General features: G+C 70.6%; 14 protein-coding genes. 6 read left to right on the top strand and 8 right to left on the bottom strand.

Annotation, left to right across the window (positions count from 1 at the left end; genetic code table 11):
- Nucleotides 1–18: 18 nt before the first annotated feature.
- The 8 genes from AC3IF1_RS01775 to AC3IF1_RS01740 form a co-directional block, all read right to left on the bottom strand.
- Nucleotides 19–273, bottom strand: coding sequence for a hypothetical protein (locus AC3IF1_RS01775; protein ID WP_243970579.1), 255 nt, complete (start codon nt 271–273; stop codon nt 19–21).
- Between the two features lie 159 nt (nt 274–432).
- Nucleotides 433–876 (bottom strand): TIGR02301 family protein, encoded by a 444-nt coding sequence (locus tag AC3IF1_RS01770; RefSeq protein WP_243970578.1) that lies wholly within the window; start codon nt 874–876, stop codon nt 433–435.
- A complete protein-coding gene (locus AC3IF1_RS01765) occupies nt 873–1,346 on the bottom strand; it encodes an NUDIX hydrolase (protein ID WP_243970577.1) in 474 nt (157 codons plus the stop codon). Before AC3IF1_RS01765 ends, AC3IF1_RS01770 begins: the two co-directional genes overlap by 4 nt.
- Nucleotides 1,343–2,494 carry a hypothetical protein gene (locus AC3IF1_RS01760; RefSeq protein WP_489215386.1) on the bottom strand — a complete coding sequence of 384 codons (1,152 nt, stop codon included), beginning with the start codon at nt 2,492–2,494 and terminating at the stop codon, nt 1,343–1,345. Before AC3IF1_RS01760 ends, AC3IF1_RS01765 begins: the two co-directional genes overlap by 4 nt.
- A complete protein-coding gene (locus tag AC3IF1_RS01755) occupies nt 2,491–3,213 on the bottom strand; it encodes an SDR family NAD(P)-dependent oxidoreductase (protein ID WP_243970615.1) in 723 nt (240 codons plus the stop codon). The genes AC3IF1_RS01760 and AC3IF1_RS01755 overlap by 4 nt, the downstream gene beginning before the upstream one ends.
- Nucleotides 3,214–3,468: 255 nt before the next feature.
- Nucleotides 3,469–3,693, bottom strand: coding sequence for a hypothetical protein (locus tag AC3IF1_RS01750; protein ID WP_243970575.1), 225 nt, complete (start codon nt 3,691–3,693; stop codon nt 3,469–3,471).
- A gap of 81 nt (nt 3,694–3,774) precedes the next feature.
- The gene (locus AC3IF1_RS01745; protein ID WP_243970574.1) at nt 3,775–4,218 is read right to left on the bottom strand and encodes a DMT family transporter; all 444 of its coding nucleotides are present in this window, start codon (nt 4,216–4,218) and stop codon (nt 3,775–3,777) included.
- A gap of 46 nt (nt 4,219–4,264) precedes the next feature.
- Nucleotides 4,265–4,708 carry a DMT family transporter gene (locus AC3IF1_RS01740; RefSeq protein WP_243970573.1) on the bottom strand — a complete coding sequence of 148 codons (444 nt, stop codon included), beginning with the start codon at nt 4,706–4,708 and terminating at the stop codon, nt 4,265–4,267.
- Between the two features lie 779 nt (nt 4,709–5,487).
- On the opposite strand from AC3IF1_RS01740, the gene AC3IF1_RS01735 reads away from it, so the two are divergent.
- The 6 genes from AC3IF1_RS01735 (at nt 5,488) to AC3IF1_RS01710 (ending at nt 12,500) form a co-directional block, all read left to right on the top strand.
- On the top strand, nt 5,488–7,104 hold the full coding sequence (locus AC3IF1_RS01735; RefSeq protein ID WP_489215383.1) for an ABC transporter substrate-binding protein: 1,617 nt from the start codon (nt 5,488–5,490) through the stop codon (nt 7,102–7,104).
- A 9-nt stretch (nt 7,105–7,113) separates the two neighbouring features.
- Nucleotides 7,114–8,094 (top strand): ABC transporter permease, encoded by a 981-nt coding sequence (locus AC3IF1_RS01730; RefSeq protein ID WP_489215381.1) that lies wholly within the window; start codon nt 7,114–7,116, stop codon nt 8,092–8,094.
- 7 nt (nt 8,095–8,101) lie between these two features.
- The gene (locus AC3IF1_RS01725) at nt 8,102–9,073 is read left to right on the top strand and encodes an ABC transporter permease (RefSeq protein WP_489215379.1); all 972 of its coding nucleotides are present in this window, start codon (nt 8,102–8,104) and stop codon (nt 9,071–9,073) included.
- 223 nt (nt 9,074–9,296) lie between these two features.
- Nucleotides 9,297–10,388: an ABC transporter ATP-binding protein gene (locus AC3IF1_RS01720; RefSeq protein ID WP_489215377.1), complete on the top strand. Its 1,092-nt coding sequence runs from the start codon at nt 9,297–9,299 to the stop codon at nt 10,386–10,388.
- A complete protein-coding gene (locus AC3IF1_RS01715) occupies nt 10,385–11,365 on the top strand; it encodes an ABC transporter ATP-binding protein (protein ID WP_489215375.1) in 981 nt (326 codons plus the stop codon). The genes AC3IF1_RS01720 and AC3IF1_RS01715 overlap by 4 nt, the downstream gene beginning before the upstream one ends.
- 166 nt (nt 11,366–11,531) lie before the next feature.
- Nucleotides 11,532–12,500, top strand: coding sequence for a helix-turn-helix domain-containing protein (locus AC3IF1_RS01710; protein ID WP_489215373.1), 969 nt, complete (start codon nt 11,532–11,534; stop codon nt 12,498–12,500).
- Nucleotides 12,501–13,047: the final 547 nt, after the last annotated feature.

Genomic DNA, 13,047 nt, shown 5'->3' with positions numbered 1-13,047 from the left:
CGCCCGCGCTCCGGGTCTTCAATGCTGGAGGGTCGTGGTGAAGGCACCCCCGCGGATGCGCTCGGGGAAGCCCTCCGCGTAGCGAGCCGTGGCCTCCTCGCCGTAGGTCATCACCAGTTCCTGGAAAGCGGCGAACAGGGCGGCCTGCGCCATGCAATCCCCGTCGAGCCCGTCGAGACAGCCTTCCGCGAACGCTTCCGAGACGTAACTCAGCGCGACGCGCTTCTCCTCGACATCGACCTCGACGGGGGCGGTGTGAGAGATGTGCTGCATGACCCGATACTTCCATTGCGCCGGGCCCAGGACCCGGCGGACACAACGGATGATAAGCAGGTCCCGGCGGCTCGGCCAGCCGGGAATTTCGGATCGGTTAACGCGAGGGCTCAAATCTGATGCTTCGCCGGCATCGGCGCCGGGTGTGTCGCCCCTGCATCACCCCCCGAAACGCCCGGCCAGGGCATGCGACAGCCGGTCGCCCTCGGCCACGTAGCGGGCGGCCGCCTCGTGCGCGGCCGGGGTGCAGACCCGGTAGGTCAGCGCGTAGCCGCGATAGCCGCGGTTGTAGGCGCCGGCCAGCCGGTCGCGGCGGGCGGGCGTCACGCCCTCGGATTCGATCAGCGCCTTCATCCGGGCCGGCCAGTCGGCGGCGTCGGGCGCCGCGCAGAGGCCGCGCAGGAAGGCCAGGGCGCCGATGACCTCGGACATACGCATCAGGTCGCGGTCATACGGGGCAGGGACGTCGGCGGGGGCGTTCGCCTCCTTGGAGGCCTCCTTCGGAGCCTCCTTGACGGGGGCGCGCCCTGAGCGCTGCTGCGCCTGTGCCGGCCCGGCGAGGAGCGCGAGCAGGCACAGGATCGTGGCCGCCGGTCGCCTCACGCCGTCGCCCCCCCGTCCCGGCGCCGCGCCGCGACCCGCGCGAAGGCCTCGCGCAGGGTGTCGATCAGTCCCGGCGTGGTCGACAGGGCGGCGACCTCGGCGAGGCTCGCCCAGCGGGTGCCCAGGGCCTCGGGTCCGGCCACGGGCTCGCCGCCGCACCACAGGGCGGCGTGCGGGTGAACGACGTAGTGGTGCCGGGCGCGGCCGGCCTCGTCCCGGACGATGATCTCGGTGGGCGCGAGCACGCCGACCATTTCGGCCGTCAGCCCGACCTCCTCGGCCAATTCGCGCAGGGCCGCCGCCGCCAGGGATTCGCCGGCCTCCACGAGGCCGCCCGGCAGGGTCCAGACGCCCCGCATCGGCTCGTTGGCCCGCGCCGCCAGCAGGACGCGATCCTCCCGGATCACCGCGATCGACGCGCCCACGAAGGGCCGCGCCGGGAACAGCCGGCTCTCGGCCTCGGCGCTCACGGCATTCCCCCGTCCGGGGCGACCACGGCCACCCGGCCGTCGGCGAGCCCGACCACCAGCCGCGCCGCCGCCCCCTCGCCGAGGACCACGATGCCGGTCGCGGCCGGGGCGGGCAGGGGCACGCGCAGCCGCGCATGCAGCCCGCCCCTGGCGGTCACGAGGGCGATCTCGGAGCGGCCCGCCACCGGCAGGACGAGTTCGGGGACGCCGCCGGCCGGAACCGTGACGGCGAGATCCGCATCGCCCGCGCCGGCCGCGTAGCCCGTTTCCTCTCCGGCGGGCTCGATCCGGTCGGGGTGCAGCGTCCAGAGCTGGAGCGTGCCCCGGGCGCTGACCGTGGCGGCCTGGAGATCGCCGGACCCGGCGAAATCGGCGATGCCGGCGATCTTCAGGGGCGGCCCGGGCTGCGGCGGCGTGCGCGCCGTGACGGTCCAGGTTCCGCCCGCGTCCGGTCGGCCGATCAGCGCGAGCTCGCCCGACTCCGCCCCCGACAGGGTCGTGGCCAGGAGGGCCGGCCGGTCGGCGAGGCGCAGCAGGCGCGGCCGCAGGGGCGCGAACAGGGCCGCGCCCCCCGCCGGCACCGTGACGGTGGCCACCGGGACGGGCTTCGGATCCGTGCTGACCGCCATCGGCTGGCGCTCGCGGATCGTCAGGACGGCGGCGGCCTCGCTGCCGTCCGGGGCGCGGGTCCGCCCGGTGAGATAGGCGCTCAAGGGCCCCGAGAGCGCCCGGCGCGTGCCCGGGAGGGCGCCCCGCGGCGTCTCGGCGGCGCTCAGCCCCTCGACCGCCTCGCGGCCGATCGGCCTCACCGTGACGGTGCCGTCCGCCAGGGCGAGCACGGCGCCGCCCGCGTCGCCCCAGACCACGGCGATCGGCGCGCTCTCCTCGTCGCCGGCCGGCCGGCCGACCTTGGCGCCGGCGATCGGCAGCAGCCCGGAGGTCGCCACCGACACGGCGGCCTCGCTCCGGGAGCCGCGCAGGGCGCGCACCGCGAAGGGCAGGTCGAGGATCCGGATCCCGGATTCCGCCCGCACGGCGACGGGCGCCGCGCACAGGAGCAGGCCCAGGACCAGCGCCCGGCCCCGCCGTCCCGGCGGCGAACCGTCGCCCGCGGCGGCCACGCCCGAGGGGGCACGCGATCCGGTCAAACGTGCTGGCCGCCGTTGATGTGGAGTTCCGCCCCGTTCACGTAGGACGAGGCCTCGGTGCACAGGAAGTAGATCGCCTTGGCGACCTCGTCCGGGGTGCCGAGCCGGCGCTGCGGGATCTGCTCCACGAGCTTCTCCGTGCCCGGCGACAGGATCGAGGTGTCGATCTCGCCCGGGGAGATCGCGTTCACCCGCACCCCGAGCGGCCCGAAATCGGCTGCCATCTCCCGGGTCAGGCCGGCGAGCGCGGCCTTGGAGGTGCCGTAGGCCGCCCCCGCGAAGGGATGGACCCGGGATCCCGCGATCGAGGTCACGTTCACGATCGACCCCCGCGCCCGGGCGAGTTCGTCGCGCAGGCCGCGGGCCAGCAGGATCGTGGCGAAGACGTTGACCTGGAATACCCGCTGCCACCCGTCGAACTCGGTGGCCAGCGCGCCCAGGCGCTCGCCGTTGGGGCCCTTGGGCGAGATGCCGGCATTGTTGACGAGCGCGTGCAGCACGCCGCCCTCGGCGTCGAGCCGCCCGCGGACCTCCTCGACGGCGCGGACGGTGTCCTGCGCGTCCGCGAGGTCGACCTGGAGATGGTCCTCGGGACCCATCTCCCAGGGGCAGTTCTCCGGGAAGGGGTGGCGCGAGCAGGTGATCACCCGCCAGCCCGCGGCCGAGAATCGCTTGACGGTGGCGTGGCCGATGCCCCGGCTCGCCCCGGTGAGCAGCATGATGCGCCGGCGTTCGTTGACGGGGAGGGCCAAAGCCGTAAGCCTCGCTGGCGTTAAGGATCGCGGCCCGCTCGGACGCGGGGCGTGCCGGTGAGGCTCAACGGTCTAGGCGCAGTGGGGCCGGAAATCCAGAGCGTGCCGGGCTCGGGGCGGGGAGGGACGGCGCGCAGACCAGCGCGGAGCGCATGCCTGCGCTCACGCCCGGCCGCTGCCCGGCCCCGGACACCGGCGCCGGGTCGGCGTCCTGTCCGGCCCTCAGCTGATCTGGATCGGCGCGTGCTTGCCGTCATGGGCTGCGCCCGACTCCAGGCTCGTCGTCTCCGCCGCATGCTGCTGGTCCCGCTGCGGCGGCGCGTAATCCGCGAGCGGGCGCCACGGCGCCGCCGGCACGCCCTGGCGGAAGCCGCCCGGCTTCAGGAACAGCCACACGGCGACGGCCATCCAGGGGACGACGAAGAAAACGAACGCGGCGATTCCCACGGCGTGCCTCCCGGCGGGGGTGATGACGGGGATCAACGCCGCGGCCGCGGATGGGATCCCGCCCGGGGCGGTCGTCGGCCCTCAGAACCGGGCGACCAGGCCGACGCCGCCGATCATCAGGACGCCGCCGAGGATGCGCCACAGGCTGGCCGGGTGGACCTTGAAGCCCACGAGGCCGAAATGGTCGAGCAGGATCGAGGTGATCACGCCCCCCGTGACGATCAGGCCGAGGAAGGCGGCGGCCCCGATCGTCTTGGACAGGTAGAGCTGCGCCGCCGTCAGCCCCGCGCTCATCAAGCCGCCGAGCCATGCCCACCAGGGGACCTGCGCCAAGCGGTCCGCCCCCGGCAAGCCGACCTGCCCCGTCACGAGCATGATCGCCACGATCGTGGCGATGCTGACGAGGAGGCTGACCACGCCCGCGAGGAGGGGCCGGGCGAGGGATTTGGCGAGGCCCGCGTTCTGGCCGGGCTCGATCGCGGTGGCGATGCCCGCCAGCAGGGCGAAACCGTAGAGGAGGAACATGCTCGGATCCTGACTGGGCGGGGCGTGGGATCGTCGGCGGGGCCGGTCAGGACACTGCCACCAGGGCGACGCCCGCAACCATCAGGACACCGCCGAGGAGGCGCCAGCGGCCGGCGGGACGGCGCTCGAAGCCGACGAGACCGTAATGATCGAGGGCGATCGAGCCGATCACGCCCGCCGTGATGACGCAGCCCAGGAACGGCGCAGCCCCGACCTGCTCCGAGACGTAGAGCTGCGCCAGGACGACCGCGGCTCCGAGGATGCCGCCCGGCCAGGCCCACCAGGGGACGTCGGTGGCGCGCTCGGCGGTCGGCTGGCCGTACCAGCGCAGGATCGCCATGGCGCCGAGGAAGCAGGCCACCGCCAGCGCGAAGCAGAACAGGCCCGCCAGCATCGGCTGCCCGGTCGACTTCGCCAGCGTGGCGTTCTGGCCGGGCTCGATGGCGTTCGCGATGCCGGCCAGCAGGGCCAAGCCGTAGAGATACCACATGGGCGGTCTGTGCTGTCCCGGCGTGGACCCGCCCCTGCGCCGCTGGGCGCGGCCTGGGCAGCCAATGGTCCAACCCGCCGCCGCTGCGGATGACCGCATCGCGACGGCGGGACGACCCGGGACAGATCGCCCCAGGGGCGGCACCGCCCAGGGTTTCGCGCGCCCCGCGACCGGGCCGCGGTCGTCCCGGTTGGGCTTGCCGCGACCCTGCGGCTGGTCTCGGCTCTGGAGCGTGCTCCGGGGGCCGGACGGGCTTTGGCTGCGGCGCTCAGACCGCGCTGCCGGTGTGGCGCAGAAGGGACCGCGGCGCGCGTTCCCGCGCCACCCCCACCCCCGGCCCCTCCCAGCCAGGGTTACGGTGTTCACGGATCGCGTTCCGGACGGTGGGCCCCCAACAGGAAGCTCGGTCCAGAACGGGCACGCGCCCTCCCTCTGCCCTTTGCGGGGGAGGGTGGCCGCCGAAGGGGAGCGGGAGCGGGGAGCGACAGTGCAGGATAGGACTGTGCCCGTCATACCGATCGCGCCGTTTTCGGAGCCTGAGTTCCCCTCTTGCGGGACTTCGTCCCGGCCCGACCCCTGCTGACGCAGAGGGCACCCATTGGGGCCGCCCTCGCCCGCCGGGGGGGGGCAGGGCTGTGCCTCCGGCTGGCCCCCTGGTCCGAACCTTGCTGTGGGCGCGGCGTGCGCGCCGTTTGCCGAGGCGCGGTGTCGGGTCTAAGCCTCAACCACCGCGCACGCGGGGCGGCTTGTGCTCAACTTCGACGGTCCTGGAGTTCCGATTGTCCCGTTCAGCCCTGAAGACCCTCGCCCGCGGCGTGTCCGCGGCGGCGGTCGCGACCCTCGCGCTCGCCGCGCTGCCCGCGCAGGCCGCCAACGTCTTCCGCTTCGCCTTCCAGGGTGATCTCAAATCCCTCGACCCGTACTCCCTCAAGGAGAGCTTCACCGAGGGCATGCAGCAGGCGGCCTACGAGTCGCTCGTCACCCTCGACAAGAACCTGAAATTCGCCCCCGGACTCGCCGAATCCTGGGAGACGCCCGAGCCGACCCGCTGGCGCTTCCACCTGCGCAAGGGTGTGAAATTCCACGACGGCTCGCCCTTCACCGCCGACGACGTGCTCTTTTCCGCCCAGCGCGTCCGGGCCCCGGGCTCGAACTTCACCACCAACGTGCCGGCCGACGCTGAATTCGTGAAGGTCGACGACGCGACCGTCGACATGGTGCTGAAGAAGCCGAACCCCATCGCCATCGCCCAGTTCCCGACCTGGCTGATCATGTCGAAGGCGTGGTCGGAGAAGAACGGCGTCGTCCAGCCGACACCGCCCAACGCCAGCAGCCCGAGCTACGCCACCCTGCACGAGAACGGCACCGGCCCGTTCGTGGTCGCCGAGCACCAGCCCGGCGTGAAGACCGTGTTCAAGAAGTTCGACGGCTACTGGGGCAAGGTCGAGTCGAACCTCGACGAGGCGGTGCTGACCACCATCGCCAACCCGGCGACCCGCGTCGCCGCGCTGCTCTCCGGCGAGGTCGATTGGATCGATCCCGTACCGCTGCAGGACCAGCAGCGGGTCAATGCCAGCGGCACCGCCATCGTGATGGCCGGCCCCGAGCTGCGCACGATCTTCCTCGGCATGGACCAGGACCGGGACGAGCTGAAGGATTCCTCCGTCAAGGGGAAGAATCCGTTCAAGGACATCAAGGTGCGCGAGGCCTTCTACCTCGCCATCGACGAGGACACGATCGCCAAGCGGGTGATGCGCGGGCAGGCGGTGCCCTCGGCCCTGATGATCGCCCCGAGCCTCTACGACCGCGGCGCCGAGTTCAAGCGCCCGGCCACCGACCTCAAGAAGGCCAAGGATCTGATGGCCCAGGCGGGCTACCCGGACGGATTCTCGCTCACCATGGATTGCCCCAACGACCGCTACGTCAACGACGAGGCGATCTGCCAGGCGGTGGTCTCGATGCTCGCCCGCATCAACGTCAAGGTGAACCTCAACGCCCAGCCGAAGGCCAAGTACTTCGCCAAGGTGCTGGCGCCGGCCTACGACACCTCGTTCTACCTGCTCGGCTGGACCCCGTCGTCGCTGGACAGCCACAACATCCTCTACGAGATCGTCGGCTGCCGGAAACCCGGCGACAAGTCGGGCCGCGGCAGCTGGAACCTCGCGGGCTATTGCGATCCGAAGATCGATGCCATCGCCGACAAGGTCGAGGCCGAGACCGATAAACCTAAGCGCGATGCCCTGATCAAGGAGGGGTTCGACGTCCTGAACGCCGACTGGGGCTACATCCCGCTGCACCAGCAGGCCCTGGCCTGGGGCGTCTCCAAGAAGGTCCATCTGACCCAGCGCGCCGACAACCTGCTCCTGCTCTACTGGGTCTCGAAGGATCCCCAGTAGGGGCCGGGCGTGCTCGCCTTCCTGCTGCGCCGGGTGATCCAGGCGGCCGCCGTGCTGGCGGTCGTCGGGCTCATCGCCTTCGCGATGTTCCGGTTTGCGGGCGATCCCGTGAACCAGATCGTCGGGCCCGACACCACCGTAGCCGAGCGGGCCGAGATCCGGACGAGCCTCGGCCTCGACGATCCGGTGCTGGTCCAGTTCGCCCGCTACGCCGGCCGCGTGGTGCAGGGGCAGTTCGGCATCTCCTATCAGTTCCGGCAGCCGGTCTCGCAGCTGCTGGCCGAGCGGATGCCGGCGACCCTGGAACTCGCCTTCTGCGCCACGCTCTTCGCCCTGGTGGTCGGCGTGCTGATGGGCGTGTATTGCGCGCTCTACCGCGAGTCCTGGCTCGCCGGGCTGTTCCAGGCGGTCTCGCTGATCGGGATCAGCCTGCCGACCTTCCTGATCGGCATCCTGCTGATCTACCTGTTCTCGGTGACGCTCGGCTGGCTGCCCTCCTACGGGCGCGGCGACACGGTGCGGCTGGGCTGGTGGACCACCGGCTTCCTCACGACCTCCGGGCTCAAGGCCCTGATCCTGCCCTCCGTGACGCTGGGCCTGTTCCAGATGACCCTGATCATGCGGCTGGTGCGCGCCGAGATGCTGGAGGTGCTGCGCACCGACTACATCCGCTTCGCCCGGGCCCGCGGCCTCTCCACCCGGGCCGTCAACCTGCGCCACGCCCTCAAGAACACGCTCGTGCCGGTGATCACCATCGCGGGTCTCCAGCTCGGCTCGGTCATCGCCTTCTCGATCATCACCGAGACGGTGTTCCAGTGGCCCGGCATGGGCCTGCTGTTCGTCCAGGCGGTGCAGAACGTCGATATCCCGATCATGTCCGCCTACCTGCTGCTGGTCGCGCTGATCTTCGTGACCATCAACCTCGTGGTCGACATCCTCTACACCGTGGTCGATCCGCGCCTGCGGCTCTCGTCCACGCGCACCGCGTGAGGATGGCATGAGCGGATACGACCTCGACGCGGGCGACGCCCCGCCAGTCCCGCTGCCGGAGGCGGCGCCCTCGCGCATCGCGCGCTGGCGCGACTCCGACCTGCTGGCGAGCTTTCTGGGCTCGAAGACCGCCGTTGCGGCGCTGGTCGCCACGGTGCTGATGGTCGGGCTCGCCTTCGCGGCGCCGCTGGTCTCGCCGCAGAACCCCTACGACCCGGCCCAGCTCGACCTGATCAACTCCAACCTGCCGCCGATCTGGCAGGCGGACGGCCAGGCGCCCTATTATCTCGGCACCGACGACCAGGGCCGGGACGTGCTCTCGGCGGTGCTGTACGGCCTGCGCCTGTCGCTGATCGTCGGCGTGCTCGGGGTGGTGACCTCCGGCATCCTCGGCATCGCACTGGGATTGGTTGCCGGCTACGCGGGCGGAGCCGTCGACACCCTGATCATGCGGGTCGCCGACGTGCAACTCACCTTCCCGGCGATCCTGATCGCCCTGGTGGTGGACGGCGTCGCCAAGGCGAGTTTCAGCAGCGCGCTCGATGTCGGGCCGCTGATCGGGCTGATCGTGGTCTCGATCGGCCTGTCGTTCTGGGTGCAGTACGCCCGGACGGTCCGCTCCTCCGTGATGGTCGAGAAGGGCAAGGACTACGTCCAGGCGGCGCGGCTGATCGGCCTGTCGTCGCCGGTGATCCTGGTCCGCCACGTCCTGCCGAACGTCACCGGCCCGGTCTTCGTGATCGCCACGATCAACCTCGCGCTCGCCATCATCACCGAGGCGACCCTGTCGTTCCTCGGCACCGGCCTCCCCGAGACCATGCCGTCGCTCGGCACCCTGATCCGCACCGGCAACCGGTTCCTGTTCTCCGGCGAGTGGTGGATCGTGGCCTTCCCGGGGGTGGCGCTCGCCGGGCTGGTCATCGCCATCAACCTGCTGGGGGATTGGCTGCGCGACGCGCTCAATCCGAAGCTGCAATGATGATCACGACGCGTTGGTCTGGGCTGAACGCCTCTCCCTCCCCCCTGTGCGGGGGAGGGTGGCCCCTGCGTCAGCAGGGGTCGGGAGAGGGGAGCGCGGTTTCCGGAAAGGACGTGCCGGGTGCTGAAGCCCGCAGCGTCGCGCTGCCCCTCTCCCGACCCCCTTCGGGGGCCACCCTCCCCCGCAAAGGGGGGAGGGGACGCACACGTCGGGGCCGGGCGGCATGATGGAAACAATCCTCTCCGTGCGCGACCTCACGGTCGCTTTCGACACCCGCCGCGGGCCGCTCACCGCCATCGACCGGGTGTCCTTCGACATCCACCGCGGCGAGATCCTGGGGGTCGTCGGCGAGTCCGGGGCCGGCAAGTCGGTGACCGGCTCGGCGGTGATCGGGCTGATCGACCGCCCCGGCCGGATCGCCGGCGGCGAGATCCTCTTGCGCGGCGAGCGCATCGACACCCTCTCCCCCGAGGCGATGCGGCGGGTGCGGGGCCGCCGGATCGGCATGATCTTCCAGGACCCGCTGACCTCCCTGGACCCGCTGTTCCGGGTCGGCGACCAGATCGTCGAGACTCTCCGCACCCACACGGACCTGTCGGGCCGGGCCGCCCGAACCCGCGCCATCGACCTCTTGGCAGAAGTTGGCATCCCGGCCCCCGAGCGGCGGATCGACGGCTATCCGCACGAATTCTCGGGCGGCATGCGCCAGCGGGTGGTGATCGCGCTGGCGCTCGCCGCCGAGCCGGAGCTGATCATCGCCGACGAGCCGACCACGGCGCTGGACGTCTCGGTCCAGGCCCAGATCATCACCCTGCTCAAGCGCCTGTGCCGGGAGCACGGCACCGCGGTGATGCTGGTGACCCACGACATGGGGGTGATCGCCGAGGCCGCCGACCGGGTCGCCGTGATGTATGCCGGGCGGGTCGCCGAGATCGGCCCGGTCGCCGCCGTGATCGCCAAGCCGCACCACCCCTACGCGGTCGGCCTGATGGGCGCGATCCCGACCCTGTCGCAGGAATCCGACCGGCTGAGCCAGATCCCCGGCTCGATGCCCCGGCTGACCGCGATCCCGAAGGGCTGCGCCTTCAACCCCCGCTGCCCGAAGGTGTTTGCGCGATGCCGCGTCGAGCGGCCGGAGCCGCAGGCCGTGGAGGCGAGCCGGGTGGCCTGTCACCTGTACGATGCGGCCGCCGCTCTCCCCTCCCCCCTGCGGGGAGGGGCCAAGGGTGGTGCAGACGGCACCATGACGTCCGATCCTGCACCACCCCCACCCTCGATCCCTCCCCGCAAGGGGGAGGGAAGGATCGCGCGATGACGGCCTATGTCGAGGTCACCGACCTGCGCCGTCGGTTCGACGTGTCGAAGCCCTGGCTCAACCGGGTGCTGGAGCGCGAGCCCCGGAAATTTCTCACGGCTGTCGATCAGGTCGGCTTCACGATCGAGAAAGGCGAGACCTTCGCGATCGTCGGCGAATCCGGTTCCGGCAAGTCGACGGTGGCCCGGATGGTGGTCGGCCTGCTGCCGCCCTCGGCCGGCGAGGTCCGCATCACCGGCATCTCGATGACCGATCCCCGGGAGGCGGCGGCCCGGCGGCGCCTGCGCTCGCGGATCCAGATGATCTTCCAGGATCCCTACGCCTCGATGAACCCGCGCTGGCGCGTGGGCAAGATCATCGCGGAGCCGATCCGGGCGTTCAACCTGATCCAGGGGGAGGGGGCGATCCGCGCCCGGGTCGGCGAGCTTTTGGGGCTCGTCGGCCTCCACCCGGACGATTCCAAAAAATACCCGCACGAATTCTCCGGCGGCCAGCGCCAGCGGGTCGCCATCGCCCGGGCGCTGGCCAGCCAGGCCGAGTTCCTGGTGGGCGACGAGCCGACCTCGGCGCTGGACGTCTCGGTGCAGGCGCAGATCCTCAACCTGATGCGCGACCTGCAGGACCGGCTCGGGCTGACCTACCTGTTCATCTCCCACAACCTCGCCGTGGTCCGCCACATGGCGACCCGGGTGGGGGTGATGTATCTCGGCCGCCTCGTCGAGGTCGCGGCCGCCCGCGACCTGTTCGCAGCGCCCCGCCACCCCTACACGCGGATGCTCCTCGACGCGGTGCCCGACCTCGCCCATGTCGGCCGGGCCCGGGTGCCGGTCTCCGGCGAGATCCCGAACCCGATCGACCCGCCCCCCGGCTGCACCTTCAACCCGCGCTGCCCGCTGGCGAATGACCGCTGCCGCACCGAGGTGCCGGCGCTCCGCGACGGCGTCGCCTGCCACGCCGTGCAGGAGGGGCGGGCCTAGAGCCTCGTCCCGCAGCAAACCCCCGCCTCCGGATGGGGGGCGGGTTCGCTCCGCCCTAGCGTGCGGCAAACCCGGTCGCGACGGTCACGTCCGGCCGGACAGGAATGCTGTTTCTGAAACCTCGCGCGGTTGCGCGTTACAGAAATCAGGTTCATACGCTGATGTGATGCATAATATCTTCACCACGGATCAAGTACAAGAGGGGGACCGATTCAGACACTGGCGGAATGTCAGTGAAGAGCGTCTGGTTCCGATGGATCAGGTCTACATCGGAGACGGACCGTTCCATGCCAGCGTCGACGCCGCAACGATCGGAAACTTGGAGTTCACCAAATTCTCATTAAGCAACCTGAGATCGAATTCGACGCCGCGTTCGTTTCGACACGAAAATAGTAAAACGGACGTGCTTTTCGTCAGCTTGGTACTCGCAGGGTCGGTATCGGCAGATCAAAATGATCACGTCAGCACGGAAAATGCTGGCGATTTTAGTATACGAGACCACAGTATGCCCTGGACGATCGAGCACGCTGGATACAGCGAGATGCTGGCGATCCAGATCCCGCGGGATCGGCTGGAGGGCATGCTGGGGACATCCCGCCGCTTCACCGGACTGACCGTGGACGGCACCCTGCCGACCGCGACCCTGACCCGGTCGTTCCTGTGCAACCTCGCGCGCGTGGGCGAGGACTTGGCGCCCCACGCGGCCGAGCGGATGGTCTCGGTGGGCATCGATCTCATCATCGCCTGCTTGGCCGGGCGCATGGCGAAGGAGCCGCCCAAGGCGCTGCACGGGACGCTGACCGTGCAGCGCGCCAAAGCCTACGTGGCGGCGAACCTCGGCGACCCCAACCTCGATCCGTCGCAGGTCGCCGCCGCCATGGGGGTCTCGCTGCGCCACCTGCAGGCGCTGTTTCGCGCGGACGGGCGCAACATCGCCGGCTGGATCTGGCAACGGCGGCTCGAAATGGCCGCGCAGCGCCTGTCCGATCCCGCCTGCCTCAACGTTCAGGTCGGCGAAGTCGCCTATCGCTGCGGTTTCGCCGACCAGGCTCACTTCTCCCGCCGCTTCCGGGACCGCTACGGCGTATGTCCGCGCGAATACCGCCACGCGGCGCTGTCTCAGGCCGCGCCCTGACGCGGGCGGCCGGCCCCGGAACGTCGCCGCTTGGCCGGATCGCCGCGTCGATTGCGGGTGCCGCCGCTGAACCCATCCCGGGCGACGGCGCGGAAGTCCGGCCCGCGCGACGGATCCGTCATGGCGTACCGGATCCCGATGGGGTGCGCCTGACCCATTCGGTTCGGATCCGGACGGTCGGGCCGGTCCGCCGCGGCGATTCGGGACAAACGGGCCCGAGCGAATAGCCCGAGCCGAGATATGATTTCGTCGCTTAATATTGATCTACGCAAATCGAACTTCGATGACCGTACTTACTACGGTTCGTAAAGTCGATATTCCGGTCGATCTTCTACGAACACAGATTATAGCGCGTATTGATTGAAAGACTTGACGGGCTTGCGCGGATCACGCTATGGCCAGTCCAATATCTCTCCTGTGCGAGATGTGGCGCAGAGGATCTGGAGGCACGATCCGTGATCCTGAAAAAGATCACGCCGGGGTCGGGTTCGATCTTTGCCGAGCGCAATCTTGATGCCTCTTCCACATGGACTTGAGCGGGTCCGGA

The sequence above is a fragment of the Methylobacterium sp. E-012 genome (assembly GCF_057836545.1).
This window is presented reverse-complemented; position numbering and strand designations above follow the sequence as displayed.